The organism is Sphingobacterium paramultivorum (assembly GCF_014109745.1).
In the GTDB taxonomy this organism is placed as follows: domain Bacteria; phylum Bacteroidota; class Bacteroidia; order Sphingobacteriales; family Sphingobacteriaceae; genus Sphingobacterium; species Sphingobacterium paramultivorum.
The window spans coordinates 2892002-2911036 of record NZ_CP058555.1 but is presented as its reverse complement, the minus strand read 5'-3'; the positions used below and the strand labels follow the sequence as shown (position 1 = coordinate 2911036).

Here is a 19035-nt window from a genome sequence, read left to right as displayed (position 1 = left end):
AAATAGTAAAATATCATGATAGCAGACATTAGTGACAAAGAAATCAGTGGGCTTTATAAAACAGGTATTATTCAACAAACTGCTTATTGGTCTGCAGTAAAAAAAATGCAAGGTATACAATCCAAGGCATTTAATTTTAAATCCAAACAATCCGATCTGTATGTTGGGATCGACGACGATACCTATTTTATCGGCGATCTATTAATTATCATACAAGCCATAGATCAGGAACATAGCATTGCCTATGTACCTTATGGACCTGAGATTGAACCTTCAGATGAAAACCAGGGCTATTTTTTAGAACAGTTATCGGAGAGTTTACGTTCCCATCTGCCACCAAATTGTATAATGATACGCTATGATCTATCTTGGGAATCACATTGGGCTAAAGAGGATGATTGTTATGACCTTCATGGCAATTGGCTAGGGGTGCCGGAGAAACGTATTCAGGAAATGCGCTTTAATTTTAATACAGAAAACTGGAACTTTCATAAAGCCAATACAGATATACTGCCTTCCAATACTATTTTTATGGATCTTAGAAAGGGTGAGGATATGTTGCTTGGAAATATGAAATCTAAGACTCGATATAATATTAATTTAGCAGAGCGAAAAGGAGTACGTGTGCATTCGCTGGGACTTGAAAGTTTGGAGATTTGGTATGAGCTTTATCGGCAGACAGCTCTTCGAAACAACTTTTTCTTACATGATATAAGCTATTTTAAGATCGTTCTTTCTGCAAGGGCAAGTGATACATTATCTCCCGCAGATGTATATCTTTTAGTAGCCGAAGTGGATAGCAAGCCTTTGGCCGCTATGTTTTTGGTAATTGCGGCAAATCGGGGGACTTATCTATACGGAGCTTCTGCTTCCGAAAATCGTAATTATATGGCGACATACGCTTTGCAATGGCGTGCGATGCAGCTTGCGAAAGAAAAAGGTTGTACAGAATATGATTTCTTTGGAGTATCGCCACACGCAGATCCTTCACACCCTTTATATGGACTTTATCGTTTCAAAACAGGATTTGGTGGTGAAATCTACCACCGTATGGGCTGTTGGGATTATCCCTTGGACAATAGGAAATATCAGTACTATGCTTCAATGGAGTTTAAAAACCAGAGCTATCATTTGAGTTAGAAATTAGAAGACCTCACCCAAGGTGAGTCTAACGCCGCGGTGATTCTTACTGATACCATAGTCGATTCCAATGTTGGTGCCCGAGTTTTTGTTAAACTTAATTCGTGCACCAGCACCAGTGCCGACGTTCCAGTCTTCGAACATGGAATTCTTTGGCCCGTTTAATGTCGTAAAGTTCATAAATGCAACAAATCCAAATAAGCCATTTTGGGTGATATCACGACGATATTCCGTTTCTAAATAGTAAAGTGATTTGCCACGAAAACGGCTGACTGGAAAGCCTCTTCCCGAACTATTGTATGGATCCCATCCTAAATTAGGAAGATCAAGATAGGGCGCTTTACTATTAAATACGGTCCAGAAGAAACTTCTTATGGCAATCATATTTTGGCGGTTTCGGTCTTGGGTAAGCCTATGGTATCGTCTAACTTCAAGAAATAGCGATTTCCAATTCTGATCACTTCCTAAAAATGTCGGATTTACACGGAACTGTAAATTGGCATAGTTACCCGACCAAGTATTGATCGAATTGGCGCGTGTATCGTAAATTAAATTGAAGCTGACTCCTGAAGACATGGTATTGTCTTTTAAATCTGTTCCATAAGGGTAGGAAGTGTAGTCTTCGAGCTTGGTATTGCTCGTAGACTTAATATTCATTCTATAATCCAGGTCATAACCAATTCCCATAAAAAGGCCCCCATGAATTCTTTTTAATGCATGTTGGTATAAACGAAAGTAGGTGTAATCTAAATTAATCTGCTGGTCGCCATGATGCTCTTTGCCAATTCCCCAAGTTTCGTGCGGGTATTTTAGTAGGCGGATATCGCCATCAATCACCCATGCATTCTCTTTTAACCAAATGTAAGAACGGATTGGCAGACCAAATCGTTTGCCAAAATTTGTGTAGGGAGTAAATGTCATTTTGGACATATAGGTATCGGAACGATCTCCTAAATAAAATCCTGCGGTTGTACTTGTAATTAAAGCATGCCCTCCTCCAGGAACATTTGTCGAAAAGGGTAAAAAGGAAAAATAGATTTTCTTTCCTGTACTATCGACAGTTTGGGGTGGCTTGATATTTAATATTTCTTTTCCAATATCAATCAGGTCCCGTTGTTTACTTGTATCAGCGAGATGTTTGGTGGTTTCTATTTCATTGACGGGACGTTGTGCATATGCAGTATCGGCAAGTACAAGTAGAACCATCAAAATAGACCATTTAATATAAAAAAGGTATGCGCTATCGTAGTGTGTCATGAAAGAATGCAATCTAGCAGGAAATAGACAGAATAACAATATTCAAACCAATAATTTATTCATTCTGTCACGTTTTGGCTATAAAGAGAATTGATTGGAAATTTCATTCGCCTAGAAAAAAATATCATTTACCGATTTTAATGTAATGTTAATCTAAATGTAATGAAATCAATATATGAGTTGTCTTAACTTTGAATCAGAAAATAAATAAAAAAAGTACGCAACAAATTTATATAGTAAGCGACAATAAAATAAGAAAATATACTAATACATTATAAAATTGAAAAAGATATGAAAACTTTAGTAAAAACATTTGTAGCAGCGGCAATGATTGCAATCTCTACTTGCTCAATGGCTTCAGTTAAGCCAGAAGAACGCAATTTAATTACTGCTGATTTAGCCATCGATGAATACGTTGGTGCAATGACCGAAGGTCAAGTAGCTAATTTGGACAAGCTTTTTACAGCTGATTTTGACCAAAAAATTTGCGGTAAACAAGATTTGAAACATAGCCGTCATGAGATGATTGAATTTTTGAAAAAACAAAAAGGAATCAAGATGAACTGCAGAACAACAACACAGATCGTTGAAGAATTACCTGATTATGCAATAGCGAAAGTTACGATGCAATTTGATGGTTTTGCGAAAACAGATCTGATCACACTTGTTAAAGAAAACGGAACCTGGAAAATTTCTAAATCTGTAAACTCTTATAAATAAGAATTTGCCGTCAAAACTGGTCGATTAAAAATAAGAAAAGGGTACTTAGAATAGAGTAAGTACCCTTTTTTTGTGGAGCATATCAGATTCGAACTGATCACCTCTTCACTGCCAGCGAAGCGCTCTAGCCAAATGAGCTAATGCCCCAGCTTTATTTGTGTCGCTAAGATAGTACTTTTTTGGATAAACAAAGCCTCTTTTTTATTTTTCTACATATTTTTCTACGCATGTTATTTAGTCGCTTTTTTTTATGGTGTAAATACTTTAGAATCAAGGATCTGTATGTTTGTCTGTTTCAAGATATTTCAATCCTATTGAAAAACAAGTACGTTTAACGAAGATATCTTAAGACCTACCTACTTACGCTCATCCAGATGTATTATTGTTTTTCTGTAAGAAGAGCTTCGGTTCGCTTTATCTGACCTTTATCTTTCCAGGCATCATGGCCAGGAATAACCATGTTAATTTTAGGATATTTTGCCAATAACCTCGCTAGGGATGGCTTCCAGGATTTTATATCCCCATCTGCCGTAAATCCTAGATCTTGGGCTTCGGAGCTTTTTATAAAACAACCACCATCTAGGATCTTATATTCGGGAAACCAGACAACAACATTGTCCATGGAGTGTCCGGCACCAAAAAAGTTCAAAACAAAAGACTGTCCGCCGACGCTGTAGGTTTTATTGGTGGAAACAAGATGAGTGGCCTGGGCTTTGTGATTTGCCTTTAGCAGGTCGTTCGTCATTTTTGTTGCATAGGTTGGAATTCCAATGCGGTTGTAATAAGCAAAGCCACCTGCCCGGTCTTCGTGCCAGTGTGTCGCGTAAACGGCAATGACGGGTAAATTATGTTTTTGTTTGATACTGTCCAATAAGGGTTGATATTGTGTGGAATCCCATGGTGTATCAAAAAGGATAATGCCTTTTTTCGTAATTAGATATACAGCATTAGCAGCATATTTGGTGCCTCCAAATGTATTAAAGGTCGTGTAAAGATACAGTTGCGGATTTATCTTCTCTATTAAAAGAGGTTTTTCTTGCGCTTGTAGAGATGGAGAAAGACCGAGTAAACCAATGCTCATGCACAAACCAACGAGTTTTGTGCGAATATAGGGTGAAAAAAGTGAGATCATATTTTTGAATGTTATAGCATTAACGTTAGAACAAAATGATTATTATTTTTTCAAGACCTTATTAATACATTTTTTAGGTAGACTGAACAAAGTCTTCGCGATAAGGAGTGAACGAATCGATCAGTTCTCCTTCTTCAAGACATTCACATCCATGAATCAATTGTGAATCAATGATACAAGAGTCGCCTGCAGTTAGGATGCTGTCGACACCATTAATATGGTATCGGAATTTTCCTGCACTAACATAAGAAATCTGTGTGTGGGGGTGTTGATGAAGGGCACCGATGGCTCCTTTTTTAAAACGAACTTTCATGAGCATGAGTTCATCATTAAAAACGAGTATTTTTCGCATAACGCCTTCGCCGAGGTCTGTCCATTGCTGCTCGCTGTCGTGTAAGAATATTTCGCTCATCTAATTATTGATTTATGGATGTTTCGATTGAAAAATGCTCTGTTTTTCAATTATAGCAAATAAATATGAATTTACGGCTAGATCCATTGCTTCTTTTGTAGAATATCAACTTGCTTTGCAAAATTTGATAAAAGATGTGGCGAATTAAAAACCAAAAGACTCAAATAAGTGAAAAAACAGTTATTTTGTGCCTGAGCAATATGTATATTACACGATGAATTATTTCGACGAGCTTATTACTTTATTACAAGAAGAGCAGCAATTTGATCGATTACAACATGAAAATTTGTTGTTGAAAAGTAGTTTGAATGAACGAAGAATGCAAGGTGTCACCTGGTTTCCGATTCAGATAACAGATACGGAGCTTGGAAGAGGAGACTATTTGTCCGTTAATTTAAATCGAACAAATCATTATGAGGTCGAACATAAGTTTCGCTTTGGTATGCCAGTTTGCCTGTTCTCAAATCACGATCCCGACCGAGATCGAATAGAGGGCATCATATCTGCGATCAATAGGGACGGGATGCGAATTTCATTTCGTGTCGATGAACTTCCAGAATGGAGCAGAAGAGGGAAGCTTGGTGTTGATTTGTTATTTGATGAGTATTCCTATCGGGAGATGTTCAATGCATTGGAGAAAGGAAAGGAATTGAGCCGTAATGCAAAGCAAGGTAGTTTTGTGAGAAGATTAATCGGTGAAGAGGTGATTCCAACTGAATCTATTGGAAAATTCTATGAGCATCCCAGTTTAAATACGGGGCAAAATAAAGCGATCCAACAGCTATTGGAAGCAAGTACTGTGGCTCTTTTGCATGGGCCGCCGGGGACAGGGAAAACAACAACATTGGTTCAGGCCGTGAGGGCATTGCTAAAACAATACAACAAGCAAGTATTGGTTGTTGCGCCGAGCAATACGGCCGTTGATCTGTTAACCGAACGTTTAGACGCTGCTGGAGTTGCAGTAACAAGAATAGGAAACCCCGTTAAGGTTTCGGAAAATCTTCAAGAATTGACACTCGATGCAAAGATTGATCGACATCCCGCAAATAAGGATATTAAAACACTTCAAAAGCAAGTGCGGACGTATACAGAGATGGCTCAAAAATATAAGCGTAATTTTGGAAAGGCTGAGCGGGAGCAAAGAAAAGCATTGTTTGATGAAGCCCATCGAATCAGAAAAGATGTCGATAAGATTCAGGATTTTATCAGTGCAGATGTTTTGGATAAATCCCAGGTAATCACTGCAACTTTGGTTGGATCGAATCATGAGGTTATTCGCAATCGCAGCTATGAAACAGTCATTATTGATGAGGCCGCACAAGCATTGGAGCCTGCTTGCTGGATACCGATATTAAAGGCACATCGGCTTATTTTGGCCGGTGATCACAATCAATTACCTCCAACAGTAAAATCTAGTAGGGTATCTAACCATGGTCTGAGTCATACATTATTCGAAAAATTGGTGGACCATAATCCGCAATTAGTTTCTTTGTTAGATGTGCAGTATCGCATGAATGAACAAATTATGGAATACCCGTCCGCAGCCTTGTATAATGGTTTGTTGAGAGCAGATAGTACAGTGGCACAGTGGAGCTTAGCAGTGGATACCGAGCCGGTCTTATTTATCGATACAGCGGGAGCGGGGTTTGAAGAAACAGAAAGTGACGGCGCAATTTTCAATCTAGGAGAAGCTCATTTTATTAAAGCCCATCTGAACGACCATATTGGGGCTTGGAAAGCTTCCTTGAGCCTAAATGAAAGCCTGAGCATCGGGGTGATCGCACCTTATCGAAAGCAGGCCACTTTATTGAAGGAGGTATTGGATGGGGAAGACGCGCTACGACCTTTTAATGACTTGATTAAAATACAGACAATAGACAGTTTTCAAGGACAGGAGAAGGATGTTATTTATATCAGTTTGACAAGAAGTAACGCCGAACAGCAGATTGGTTTTTTGTCTGATGTTCGCCGGATGAATGTGGCAATGACGAGGGCTAAGAAGAAACTGCTTGTTATTGGAGATAGTGCTACAATAGGTTCACATCCGTTTTACCGAGAATTTATAGCCTATACCGAGTCGATAGGGCACTATCATAGTGTGTGGGAATGGGATATTTCAGCAATATAACGCGAGATGCCACTTCATAGGAAGTGGCATCTTGCTTTTATTGAAACTTACTGACTAGATTGATTCCTGTAATCTCTCCTTATTAAGAAGTGAATTTCATCCAATCTGTGTTTTCGTCGTAGTTCATAAGTGGTTCGGCATTATTATTATTCGATAATTGGCCTACCAACATATAAATATCCATGCTCACGTGTTGACGTGTTATTTCTGTCATCTTATCATTGAACCCGGCGTTGTTAATTTGTAAAACATACTGAAAACAAATGACGCGGGCGATTATCTTTCCAAGTGTAACCAGTTCGCGCTGTTTCGGCTGTAGCGGAAAGTCAAAATTCAAGATTGATGAGAAAAATGGTGCTGCAAATTCAGTTGAGCTATATTTTTTTAAGAAAGACAATAAGTTGCTTTCTTTGGTTTTGCGCATAAGTTTACCGATCGCTTCAGCAACTTGAGAATAAAGCATTTCATTTGACCCCTCAAAGATTTGAAAAGGTCTACTGTCTATGAGGCCACGACCGGCAACATGGTCTAACCTGTAACCATTTGCACCGGATAATTGCACACATATTTGCGCGGCTTCATGCATTAAGTCTGTCACAAATGCTTTCACACTATTGGCATCTACACCATAGGCTGAAAGGTCATTATGGATAGAACTGATCGAGACACTGTATGAACACATTGCAGAACATAATGTAAATGCAGCCTGTATGCGCGACAACTGAAATTTAACAGCGTCTAATTCATTTAAACTAATACCCGATACACGACGTTCGGAACAATGCTTCATGGCCTCATCCAACATACGTTTTATAAAACCCATGCCCATTCCAGGGAATTGTAATCTACTGCGATGGAGGGTGTCTAACATCAATTTAATTCCTGTACTTTCCGGATTTAGTTTGTGGTCCGTGGGAACATTGATGTCGATGTCGTTCACACCATAAGGAATCGCATAGAGACCAAGGCTATTGTATTTCTTTGTAACAACAATCTTTTGTTCTTCGACGGCGTTCTCTGTGACAAAGAAATCTATATCCCGCACCAGTTCTCCGCTTTCATTTTTCTTGCGTGCTGTCACGAGCCAAAAGTCTGCAGCTCCAGTAAGACCTTGCCAGTGTTTTTCACCTTTTATATAGTACTTATCGTCCTTTTGTTCGTAAGATGTTCGCATATTGAGTGCGTCGCTGCCGTAAGCTTGTTCGGTAATCATTAGTCCCCCCATAGCTTGGTTTTCCAAAAATTGAGGGAATACCTTCTCTTGAAGTAAGGTGTCGCCGTATTTGGCAAAAGGTTCCAAAAATAGCGCAATATTAATCCCGAAGATTAGCGATAAAGATAGTGATTCATAAGAAGCTGCTGCCAGTACACCCAAGCATTCTTTTACATGAAGGCCCCGACCACCGTGGTGTTCTGGAATAGCAACCGACAAGGGTTGCATTTTCATGATCTCTGCTAAAAACTCAGGCGGTAGCCCTCGCGTTAAACTGAGCGAGTTGTAATCATACTCTTTATTAAATAAGCTTGATAGCCTAGTTTTAAAATCCGCAATAAACAAATCGAAATCTTGGGTTATATTGTTGTGTTCTGAAACCTTAAGCATCTTTAAATATGTAATTAAATGATGGAACAATTTATTTGAAACATCGAGAATAAAGTGTACTACCGAACTGAAATTCTCTTTTTGCTTCAATCACTTACACAAAAATAACTGCAATCAATTTGATTCTCTTGTGTACTTCAGTATAAAAGATAGGACAAATCGTGCATATTGAAAACCTAAGTTGCTCTGTTTCGATAAGAAGTAGGAGAAACGCCAACTATTTTTTTGAAAAGCCGTGAGAAATAAGAAGGATCAGAAAAATCCAATTCATAACAGATATCTGCAATGCTTTTAGTGGATTCAAACAATAGAAATTGACTGTGCATAATCAGCACTTCAAGAATGAGTTCCTTCGACGATTTCTTGAATACAGAAAATACGCATCGATTAAGGTAGTTTGTAGATACCGCGAGTTTATCCGCGTAGAATGAAATATTTTTTTGCTTTTTGAAGTTTTTGTGCACAAGCTGTTTGAACATCATAGCAATTTCCTGTCTCCGATTGAGGGCTAGGTTGGATGAAGATAGCTTGATGATTTTTAGAATTGCCGATTTTAATAAATTTTCAAATAGTTCTCGATAAGGTAATTCCGAAAGCAGTTCATTATAAAGCAATCTAAAAAGCTCTTGAAGATCGCTGCTGTCTCGCGCAGTTAAGTTCAGTAAGGGCGAGATATTAAAGATATTCAAAATCTCCTGTTCCCTGAATATGGAAGTCATTGCATTGTCGTTGATCAAAACGCAATGTCCTTTCGCGGATTTATCGACCGACTTTATTGTTGAGATATTGCCGTAATTGCTGATAAGAATTGCCGGAGCTGTTACAACGTATTCCTTAGCTCCAATTTGATGTTTAAAATAACCTTCAGTTATATGAACGAGGAGGTTATAGCCCAAGAAAATAGGTGGGGTAGGGAATTTAATGTAAGGAGCGATTTCACTGAGCTGAAATATCTTGATCGGCGATTGCTGGTAGCGAAGATGCTCCAAACTACCTGTCATAAAACGATCTACAAACTCACCCGCATTTACCTGCTTTTCCATTATCAATTATTATTATAAAAATTTAGTATGCCACAGCTTCTGAATGTCATCTATTGTTTCATGTGTAAATCATGCTCACAATAATACTCCAAAGGTAGCTGGATAAAACTTGTTTATCAATTTTAACAAATGATTTGCTAAAATAAAGCTTTATCCTTAGTTTAGTTTTTGCAATCGGATAAATAGCCTGATGCTCAGGGGCTATATTTTAATATTATAAACCAAATGAATATGAAACCAGTGCTCATTTTTATATTGACTCTATTCCTGTTCAGAAATGCAACAGCACAGATCTTGTTGAATTATTGTAATGATCGTATACAAACTGGAGCCGAGCAGACCGAGCGTTATCTTCCTTATTTAATGAATAAACGCATTGCAATATTGGGCAATCCATCTACGGTTATTAAAGGGAGACACCTTGTTGATAGTCTACTTGCACGCGGGGTTCAGATTGTGAGAATCTTTGGACCTGAGCACGGATTTCGAGGCAATGCAAGTAATGGAACTGAAGTGGGAGACGAAATCGATCCGACAACTAAAATTCCTATTGTCTCTTTATATGGGAATAAGAAAAAGCCAACAGCGAAGGATCTAAAAGATATCGATCTGTTTATTTATGATGTGCAGGATATGGGGGTGAGATTTTATACCAACATTAATACCCTTCGGGATATTATGGAAGCCTGCGCAGAAAATGATAAGGAGCTCTTGATCTTAGACCGGCCCAATCCCAATGCCTACCTAATTGATGGTCCTATTTTGGAGACAAAACATAAGTCGGGTATCGGGCAATTCCCAGTTCCTATTGCACATGGGATGACTACAGCTGAATTCGCCCAGATGATCAATGGAGAAGGTTGGATGGATACTAAAAAGAAATGTAAATTGAAGATTATTCCCGTAGCAGATTATGATCATAGTATGCTTTATAAGTTACCAGTCAATCCTTCGCCCAATTTAAATACGGAACAAAGCATACTATTATATCCCAGTACCTGCCTCTTTGAAGGTGTGAAAGTGAATCATGGCAGAGGCACCGATTATCCCTTTGTTGTAATTGGTAGCCCAATCTATAAGGGTATATATGACTTCTCATTTGTCCCCGTCAGTAAAAAAGGGATGAGTGAATCGCCACTGTTTATGAATGAAGAATGTTATGGAATAGACCTGCGTAAATATGATCTGCAGCAGCTTGTAGATAGCAAAAAAATAAACCTATCCTGGATGATAGCGCTTTATCGGAATTCTCCGGAAAAAGACAAGTTTTTTGATCAATCATTTTCGAAACAGATTGGCAGTATCGAAAAGCTCGTGGGCGTAGATTTATTTCGCAAGCAAATTGAAGCCGGTGTTTCGGAAGAAGAAATCCGAAAAAGCTGGGAGCCGGGCCTAAGTAATTATAGAAAGACTAGGGAAAAATACCTTATCTATCAATAATATAACCTGAATAAAAGTACATCGATGTTTGGACTAAAATATGATTGGCGCCCAATTATTATCCTATGTATTGCAGTGGGATGTTTTTGTCAATTACGGGCGCAGCACCTGGCTAGAGGCCTAGATCGTCAAAATTATACAGCACAATCCAACATTAGGTTAAATCCCGCGTTGAAATGGAAATTCAAAACAAAGGGAATGCTGTTTTCTTCGCCCGTCGTTTGGCAGGACATCGTTTTTGTCGGGTCTTGCGACAGTAATCTTTACGCATTGAATAAAACGAGCGGTAATATACTTTGGAAGTATAAAACTACAGGTGAAATTCGGTCAACTGTTGCTCTTGATGCCGGAACAGTGTATTTTTTAAGCACTGCTGGCTACTTGTATGCCCTGGATGCCCAAACAGGTCGAAAATTATGGCAGTTTTCAACAGATGGTGAAAAGAGTTATGATGTATGGGACTATTTCCTCTCATCTCCTGCGGTTGCAGATGGTGTAGTCTATTTTGGGTCTGGGGATCATCATGTCTATGCCGTAGATGCTAAATCGGGAAAACTTGTTTGGAAATTCCTAACTGGAGGTATTGTGCATGCAGCCCCAACGCTGACACAAGAGCGTGTTTTCATTGGTAGTTTTGATGGTTATTTTTATTGTTTGAAAAAAGATGGTACCCTTCATTGGAAGTTTAAAACGGTTGGCGAACGTTATTTTCCAAAAGGTGAGATTCAGTTCCATGCAGCAGTCGCCGACAGTACAGTCTATTTTGGTGCTCGTGACTTTAATGTATATGCGCTAAATGCCACGAATGGAAGTGGATTTTGGGTATATCATCAACCGGGAAGCTGGACAAGTGTTCCTAGTATTTTTGACGATAAGCTTGTTGTAACCATGTCGGATTCCTATAGTATACTTGTTTTAAATAGAATGGACGGCGTGAAAATAGTTGAACCTAAAGTACCTTTAAATACATTTAGCAGTGCCTCAATTGCTGGTAATGAGGCTTTTTTTGGAACGCTGGATGGTGTAATTTATAGATTGGATATAAAAAACGGAGAAGTTGTGCCTATTTTTCAAACGGAGTCGAGTAAAAAGAATAGGCAATTGTTTATAAATGATGAAAATATGCTCCGCGCCGATCTGCAACAAAAATATGAGGATAATATTACAAGACTCTTTGCAGACTACCTGCAGATGGGAAGTATCTTTTCAACAATATGGATTGATGGAAATCGGCTTTATTTTAGTTCCGCTGATGGTGCCATCTATGCATTGGAATAGTAAGTACGCGCTATTTACAAATCGTAGCAGGTCTTACTTTCTCAATATTTTTTCCATGGATCTACCTTTGGCCAGTTCATCAATTAACTTATCGAGATAACGAACTTTCTGAACTAGCGGATCTTCAATATCCTCAATGCGATAGCCACAGATTACACCAGAGATCTTTGAAACATTCGGGTTTAAGCAAGGTGCTTGTTTAAAGAAATGTTCAAAGTCGATTTTATCGTCAATCGTTTGCTGTAGGGATACCGGATTATAGCCGGTAAGCCAGAAAATGATTTCGTCAACCTCTTCTTTTGTGCGTCCTTTTCTTTCGGCCTTTTGTATATAAAGCGGGTATACACCAGCAAATGACATGCGATATATTCTTGTATTATCCATTTTTACACATTGATTTTATTAAAGGTATTCATTTTGAATGAAAATAAAAACAAAGGATAGTTGGCTAAATTAAGCAAAAACATCGCTAATTGGTGCTACGTAACTATAGAATTTACTTAGCAATTTCTTTAATAATAATATAAATTATAATTCTATTTTTATGTGATACAAAATTATTGAAAGATTATATATGGATTTGAGGTATATTCGAAATAACATACATATTAAAGAAGAGGATCAACAACGTATCAAAGACTTTCCTGTGCTGATAGGAGGTTGCGGAATAGGAAGTTACATTGCAGAGTGCTTATTGCGTATGGGTTTCGAAAATTTCACAATTGCCGATGGTGATATTGTCGAGTTGTCAAATCTAAATAGACAAAACTATACAAACAAGGATATTGGTGTAAAGAAAGTAATTGCTTTACAGGATCGCTTACAGACAATTAATCCGGAAGCCAAAATAACAGTATTTCCAGAATTTATTGACAAAGATAATCTATTTGATATCGGTATTAACCATAAGGTTGCTATCAATGCGCTGGATTTTTCTTCTGATATTCCTTTTGTTTTTGACCAGTATATGGCAAAAAGAAATATACCGGTAGTACATCCTTATAATTTGGGCTGGGCAGGATTTTTAACAGTTCTTCCACCTGAGGGTCTTAATCTACATTCATTGGAAAAGGCCCACAAGACATTTGAATTAAATGTCGGGAAATTCATTGTGGATAGTTTAAAAACAAAAGGTATAGAAACGAAATGGTTCGAGGAATTTTTGGAAGAATATGGTAAGATTGCGTTGACGTCACCTCCGCCGCAGCTATCCCTAGGTTTATACCTCCTATCTGGCATGGTAAGTCACGTCGTATTCAATTTGGCAACAGCAAAACCTGTGAAATTGTTTCCAGATTCCTATTATTTATCCATGATTCGCTGATTATAATATAAGATAAAGAATCGATTGTTTTATTACACTTTTGTGTAGTAATTTTAATGCTGCGGGAATTTAGGAGGAAAGTGCTTATTTTTATTGCTCTTGAATACCATCTACATGAATTGGACATCTGATAATTATTATTTCACTAAACTTAAAAAGGAAGAACTTTTTGAACTCATTCATTTTTATTTAAGGACGACAGCTGAATATTATAATTTGGATGATTCTCTTAATGAAGAATATACTCATCATTATAAGAATTTATTAGGCGAAGATTTAAGTTTTTTTGATACTTCAATTTATTATGTTCTGCGTGACCGAAAAATGCATAATATCCATGCATCAATTCGCATCACCTATTGGGATAGAGAAACAATATTACCCATTCAAAAATTATTTTCCGTATCAAAAGAAGAGCTTTTGTCGCAAAAAGTAAATCACTATTGGCATATCGGACGATTTATTATTTCGAAGAAGATTGAAGGTCAACGGATCAGCATTTTAAAAAAAATGCTCTTTGATGCATTTTTTCCACCTCATTTTTTGGATAACGGCTTAATCATCGCCGAGTGTGACAAAAAATTGGTTAATACGCTGCTAAAACTTGGCATACCTTCGTATGAGCTTGGCAGTCCAATCATCTATTTATATTCAGAAACCCTGCCTATTTATATTAGAACTGAATGGCTCGATTACTTCATTCAGAAAAATAAAGTCGCTCAATATTGTTTAGCTAATAGTGATGATTCGGATAGCTTTGCTATTAAAGCAAAACATATGGGTTTTAATGATAATAATGGCGGCAAAAATAGAGTATCTAATTAGAATAGAGATAGCTCAATAGCTAATGCTGTTGCTTCAGTAATACTCTTCACCTTTAATTTTGAGAATATTTGCTTTTTGTGAAACTTAATGGTATCAATTGAAACGTATAATTTATCGGCAATTTGTTCCATTGTGAATCCCTGAGCTGAAAAAAGAAGAATATCTTTCTCGCGTGGTTTTAGTTTGACATGAGGAGATTCTACCCAAAGATCAGTATCTAAATTATATTCAAATTGTTTGCCCGCATCGTCAGATTTAAACTTAATATTCCCCGCATTGGCATGTGAAGAAATGGAAACTACACATAGTGCAATCCAGGGGTTTGAAGATTTGTCTAAAAGAATAGGCTTCAGTTTATGGTTTATAAGAAGAGGTTTTCCTTTAGCTTGCTTCAAATGAAAATCATAGGATATTGAATGCGTTAATTTGTCTTCAGTCGGAAGATTTTCGAAAAATTCGAATCCGACTTCATTTATTTTCTTTAACAGCAGTAAGTCTCCTTCAGGTACATTATCCAAATAATGCTGATATCCTTTTTTTTGAACTTCAGAAGGAGTATTTCCACATAAAAATATAGGGTTATCAGACACGAACAGAAAGCTCTTTTTTGAATAATCAATTAAATATATGCTTTGGTAAGTTAATTTGCTGAGAGACTTTGCAAAATTAATATAGGCATCTACAATTTCGTAGTCATCCTTAGTAAAATTATCTTTAACATATACCGGCTTAAAAAAATCTTCAATCTCAACTTTCATATTGTAAACTACAAAAAGGATTTACTCTAGTATCTAAATAATAAATTAGCGTAAATTTTACGCTAATTTGTAAGGCAAAAATAATGACTTAAATTCAAATAAAATATTTAAAATAGCCGTTTGTTAAGTATTTATACGTGTTTTATGTTTTTCTAGAACTAAAAAATGACGTATTTCAACACTTTTTGTCTCTATTTTACTTGATAATAAATGTCCTACACAAATGTGTAGAATATTTATTAGATTATAAATCTAATAGTTTTACTGCTTACCTTTGCCCAATATTGCAATTAAATTATATAAATATAACCTATTGAAATCAATTTCCCAATAATAATTTTTAAATAAATAAGATATTTGACAAAGTTTGGAGCAAATATAATAACAATTCCCGCTAATTTCCTATAAAACTATTTCTCTGAGTAGCTATTCACTGGACTATATTTTGCCCTTTTTTGCAAAATACAGCTCTTTTCCATCTAAGAATCAAAACTTTTCATTTTCCCACGCTTGTGTCAATTAGATTCAGTTTATTTTTTTCTTTTTATATGTATATACATTTTGATTTTATTCGTTTGATATTTGTTTTTTTTGTAGTAATATTGTGCTTAAAGTTTTGCTTTTAAACGTTTTTTGTAGATTATTAATGTATGTACAATGTGATGTGTTTTGTGAATTGTTTCGTATAGTTTACGAGGAAAGCAACTGATGTAATTAAAAATTATAAAATCTGATACTTATGAAATTACGTTTCTCACTTTCTTTTGCCACCGGTCTGTTGTTCATGTGTGTGCAGTCTGTTGTTGGTCAGGAGCACGCAATTTGGCAATTGGGAAATTCAGACGGTTCAAGCAGCGAATTTGCCTTGTCTCCGAATGGATATAAGAAATTTTTGGAACATGATTTTGGTTATGAAGACAATGCGTTTATCATCGGTCAATCTTCTTTAACAAAGGATTTACCCTATGTATTGCCCGGTCCGGCCAATGAATGGGGGGGGACTGGAGGAACCTCTGGTCTGAGAACACATTTTTTAAATCTATACTATGTGTTAAACAATGGTATAAAAAATGGTCAGTGCACACTCCAGGTTAAATTAGCAAATAGTGACCCTAAAAATAGACCTACGCTACAGATCGCAATCAATGGCAAGCCCTATAATTTTGAGGTGGAGCGGGGAGCAGGAAATGGTGAGCCGCTAGAGAATCCTTTAAAATCTGGAAATTCTACGATAAATATACCATTACCAGCTAATCTCATTAAGAAAGGAGGAAATCAGATTACCATGACTGTCATAAAGGGAGGTTGGGTTGAATTTGATTCCTTTAAACTGCTGGGTTCACAGCAAGTAAAGTTAATAGCTAATCGCTCTGTAATTGTTAAAAATGTACAGCAAGCTGATTTTGAGATCCTAAGTGCAGGGAAACCCGTCCAAAATATGCTGGTTGATCTCTTGAAATTGAAAGATGATGAACAGTTGAAAGTAGTCTTAGATGGAAAGAAAATTTATGAGAAAACACTTGAAAAAGGTACAGCGAAACTTGAAATACCAATGCCTTATGTCGCTAAGGATATATGGAGTAAGTATGAAATTTATAGTAATGGGCAATTAATACAGTCATCAACAATCAAGCGGGGCCCAAAAAGACTAGGTGGAGTTTCAGATTATGTGAACACGATGATGGGTGCAGGACATTCCAGATGGATGATAGCCCCGGGACCGTGGATGCCTTTTGGCATGGTAAAGATAAGTCCAGATAACCAAAATATTGGCTGGCAGGCTGGTTATGAGCCTTCTATCGAATCTATTGGTACTTTTAGCCATATTCACGAATGGACAATGGCTGGATTGGGAACATTTCCGACAGCAGGTCAATTGAAAACTCGGGTCGGAGATCAGTATAGTACAAATTCAGGATATCGATCAGCAATAGATAAAACCAGCGAAAAGGCTCCATTGGGATATTATGCTGTTCATCTCCTTGATCACGATATCGATGTAAAATTGACGGCTGGTACACGTTCCAGCTTTCAACAATATACTTATCATAAGTCGGACACAGGACGTATTATGATTGATCTTAAGGTTAATGGAGAATATGATTATAAAATTAAAGATTTCTCGCTGAAAAAGGTTTCTGACTATAAGGTTGTGGGATACAGTAATCAATTATCTGAAAACGTTTGGTCCACGGATGCAAAACAGGATTATGTCGTATACTTTGTGATGGAGTTTGATAAACCGATAAAAAACTATGGTACATGGCATAATGATAAGATAACAGAACGGACCGATTTGGTCGCCGATAGTGCTCAATTTGCGGGAATGTACGTGGAATTTGATGTGCACAAAGATAAGGCTGTACAACTGCGCACGGGGATTTCCTATGTGAGCTTAGCCAATGCAGAGGAGAATTTAAAAACGGAACTGTCGGAGCCATTCGGATGGTCCATTGATCGGGTCGTGGAAAATCAACATAAAGTTTGGGATGAACTTTTAGGTAGATTGGAGATAAAGTCTTCAGACTATTTTGAAAAAGAGAAATTCTATACCAATATGTATCGCACTTTGGCAAGCCGAAACACATTTAGTGATGTGAATGGTCAATGGAGGTCTTCGGATGAAGTGATACGAACTTTAACCCATAAAGGGGATCTCGCCTTAGGCTGTGATGCTTTCTGGAATACCTTTTGGAATTTAAATCAGTTTTGGAATCTGGTTACACCGGAATGGTCCAGTAAATGGGTTAGATCGCAACTTGCGATGTATGACGCAAATGGCTGGCTGGCGAAAGGGCCGGCTGGAATGGAGTATATACCCGTCATGGTTGCTGAACATGAAATACCGTTAATTGTTGGGGCATACCAGATGGGGATTAGAGACTACGATACCGAAAAGGCATTTGAAGCTGTTAAAAAAATGCAGACAACGAGTCCATTGAAATTTGAAGGTGGTTTTGCGGGTAATAGGGATTTGGATGTCTATTTAAAATATAAGTACGTTCCCTATGATGTGGGGCGGTTTTCAAATTCAATGGAATATAGTTTTGACGATTGGACAGTTGGGCAGTTTGCAAAATCGCTAGGAAAAGAGCAGGAGTATCGCTATTTCAATGATCGCGGAAACTGGTGGAAAAATGCGATAGATGTCAGTAGCGGATATGCTCGGATGAAGGATTCAAAAGGAGAATGGTATAAAGATTTTGACCCTTTTAAATCGGGAGCTAACCATCATTATGTCGAGGGAAATGCATGGCAACTGACTTTTTTTGTGCCACAGGATATTCCTGGACTAGCTAAAATGATCGGCCAGGATGTGTTTTTAAAACGATTGGAATGGGGATTTCCAGAAAGTGAAAAATGGCGCTATAATGGCCCTAATGATCAATATTGGGATTATCCTGTTGTTCAGGGAAATCAGCAATCAATGCATTTTGCCTATATTTTTAATTGGTTGAGTAAGCCCTGGTTGACACAAAAATGGAGCCGCTCCATAGGTGAGCGCTATTATGGCCAAGGGGTTTCGAATGCTTATCTCGGCGATGAAGACCAGGGGCAAATGAGTGCTTGGTATATCATGAATGCTATTGGTTTATTTCAGATAGATGGCGGAACAAGGGTCAAACCAATTTATGAAATAGGAAGCCCACTCTTTGAGGAGGTTAAGATTAGATTGGATGGTAAATATGGAAGAGGTGAACAGTTTATTATCAAAGCGAAAAATGCAAATAAGAAAAATATGTATGTACAACGCGCAACATTAAATGGAAAACCCCTCAATACCTTTTACTTTGATGCTTCTGAACTTCTAAAGGGAGGAGAGCTCGTCTTAGAAATGGGAGCCAGCCCTAATAAGCAATGGGGATTGTACCAATAAAAGATATATTTTATTGCCGCACCATACTTAGGGCGAGTTGAAGTATAGTAAGGATGTGTTAAAGTTTGGTTAAACTAAGAGGTCTGATATAAGAAACT

Annotated in this window: 15 protein-coding genes and 1 tRNA gene; 8 read left to right on the top strand and 8 right to left on the bottom strand. The window is 37.4% G+C overall.

Annotated elements, in window-relative coordinates; all coding sequences use genetic code 11:
- Window positions 1-15: 15 nt before the first annotated feature.
- Window positions 16-1140 (top strand): lipid II:glycine glycyltransferase FemX, encoded by a 1125-nt coding sequence (locus HS960_RS12495; protein ID WP_159728990.1) that lies wholly within the window; start codon window positions 16-18, stop codon window positions 1138-1140.
- Window positions 1141-1143: 3 nt separating this feature from the next.
- On the opposite strand, the gene HS960_RS12490 is transcribed toward HS960_RS12495, so the two are convergent.
- Window positions 1144-2346, bottom strand: a complete 1203-nt coding sequence (locus HS960_RS12490; RefSeq protein ID WP_228280351.1) for a BamA/TamA family outer membrane protein — start codon at window positions 2344-2346, stop codon at window positions 1144-1146.
- Between the two features lie 342 nt (window positions 2347-2688).
- Between HS960_RS12490 and HS960_RS12485 the strand changes: the two genes are divergently transcribed.
- On the top strand, window positions 2689-3117 hold the full coding sequence (locus HS960_RS12485) for a nuclear transport factor 2 family protein (protein ID WP_083663549.1): 429 nt from the start codon (window positions 2689-2691) through the stop codon (window positions 3115-3117).
- A 73-nt stretch (window positions 3118-3190) separates the two neighbouring features.
- On the opposite strand, the gene HS960_RS12480 is transcribed toward HS960_RS12485, so the two are convergent.
- From HS960_RS12480 to HS960_RS12470, 3 genes are all read right to left on the bottom strand, one after another.
- Window positions 3191-3264, bottom strand: a tRNA-Ala gene (locus tag HS960_RS12480).
- 232 nt (window positions 3265-3496) lie between these two features.
- The gene (bla, locus tag HS960_RS12475; protein WP_159729137.1) at window positions 3497-4198 is read right to left on the bottom strand and encodes a BlaB/IND/MUS family subclass B1 metallo-beta-lactamase; all 702 of its coding nucleotides are present in this window, start codon (window positions 4196-4198) and stop codon (window positions 3497-3499) included.
- A 124-nt stretch (window positions 4199-4322) separates the two neighbouring features.
- Window positions 4323-4661, bottom strand: a complete 339-nt coding sequence (locus tag HS960_RS12470; protein ID WP_159728988.1) for a cupin domain-containing protein — start codon at window positions 4659-4661, stop codon at window positions 4323-4325.
- Window positions 4662-4848: 187 nt separating this feature from the next.
- Here HS960_RS12470 and HS960_RS12465 point away from each other — a divergent pair, with 187 nt between their 5' ends.
- Complete coding sequence (locus HS960_RS12465) at window positions 4849-6789, top strand: AAA domain-containing protein (protein ID WP_228280315.1); 1941 nt, start codon at window positions 4849-4851, stop codon at window positions 6787-6789.
- An 82-nt stretch (window positions 6790-6871) separates the two neighbouring features.
- Here HS960_RS12465 and HS960_RS12460 read toward each other — a convergent pair whose 3' ends face one another.
- Together HS960_RS12460 and HS960_RS12455 are read right to left on the bottom strand one after the other, a co-directional pair.
- Window positions 6872-8392: an acyl-CoA dehydrogenase family protein gene (locus HS960_RS12460; protein ID WP_159728986.1), complete on the bottom strand. Its 1521-nt coding sequence runs from the start codon at window positions 8390-8392 to the stop codon at window positions 6872-6874.
- 176 nt (window positions 8393-8568) lie between these two features.
- A complete protein-coding gene (locus tag HS960_RS12455) occupies window positions 8569-9435 on the bottom strand; it encodes a helix-turn-helix domain-containing protein (RefSeq protein WP_182332881.1) in 867 nt (288 codons plus the stop codon).
- Window positions 9436-9660: 225 nt separating this feature from the next.
- Between HS960_RS12455 and HS960_RS12450 the strand changes: the two genes are divergently transcribed.
- Complete coding sequence (locus HS960_RS12450) at window positions 9661-10875, top strand: exo-beta-N-acetylmuramidase NamZ family protein (RefSeq protein WP_202883791.1); 1215 nt, start codon at window positions 9661-9663, stop codon at window positions 10873-10875.
- A 24-nt stretch (window positions 10876-10899) separates the two neighbouring features.
- Window positions 10900-12153, top strand: a complete 1254-nt coding sequence (locus HS960_RS12445) for a beta-alanine-activating enzyme beta-propeller domain-containing protein (RefSeq protein ID WP_153846188.1) — start codon at window positions 10900-10902, stop codon at window positions 12151-12153.
- 33 nt (window positions 12154-12186) lie between these two features.
- On the opposite strand, the gene HS960_RS12440 is transcribed toward HS960_RS12445, so the two are convergent.
- Window positions 12187-12537 carry a DUF2200 domain-containing protein gene (locus HS960_RS12440; protein ID WP_159728982.1) on the bottom strand — a complete coding sequence of 117 codons (351 nt, stop codon included), beginning with the start codon at window positions 12535-12537 and terminating at the stop codon, window positions 12187-12189.
- Window positions 12538-12727: 190 nt separating this feature from the next.
- On the opposite strand from HS960_RS12440, the gene HS960_RS12435 reads away from it, so the two are divergent.
- The gene (locus HS960_RS12435; RefSeq protein WP_182332877.1) at window positions 12728-13477 is read left to right on the top strand and encodes a HesA/MoeB/ThiF family protein; all 750 of its coding nucleotides are present in this window, start codon (window positions 12728-12730) and stop codon (window positions 13475-13477) included.
- Between the two features lie 114 nt (window positions 13478-13591).
- Window positions 13592-14302: a hypothetical protein gene (locus tag HS960_RS12430; RefSeq protein WP_182332875.1), complete on the top strand. Its 711-nt coding sequence runs from the start codon at window positions 13592-13594 to the stop codon at window positions 14300-14302.
- Here HS960_RS12430 and HS960_RS12425 read toward each other — a convergent pair.
- Window positions 14299-15060 carry a response regulator transcription factor gene (locus HS960_RS12425; RefSeq protein ID WP_159728976.1) on the bottom strand — a complete coding sequence of 254 codons (762 nt, stop codon included), beginning with the start codon at window positions 15058-15060 and terminating at the stop codon, window positions 14299-14301. The two genes, HS960_RS12430 and HS960_RS12425, sit on opposite strands and share 4 nt — an antisense overlap.
- 739 nt (window positions 15061-15799) lie before the next feature.
- Between HS960_RS12425 and HS960_RS12420 the strand changes: the two genes are divergently transcribed.
- Window positions 15800-18937 carry a GH92 family glycosyl hydrolase gene (locus HS960_RS12420; RefSeq protein ID WP_159728974.1) on the top strand — a complete coding sequence of 1046 codons (3138 nt, stop codon included), beginning with the start codon at window positions 15800-15802 and terminating at the stop codon, window positions 18935-18937.
- The last annotated feature ends 98 nt before the right edge of the window (window positions 18938-19035 follow it).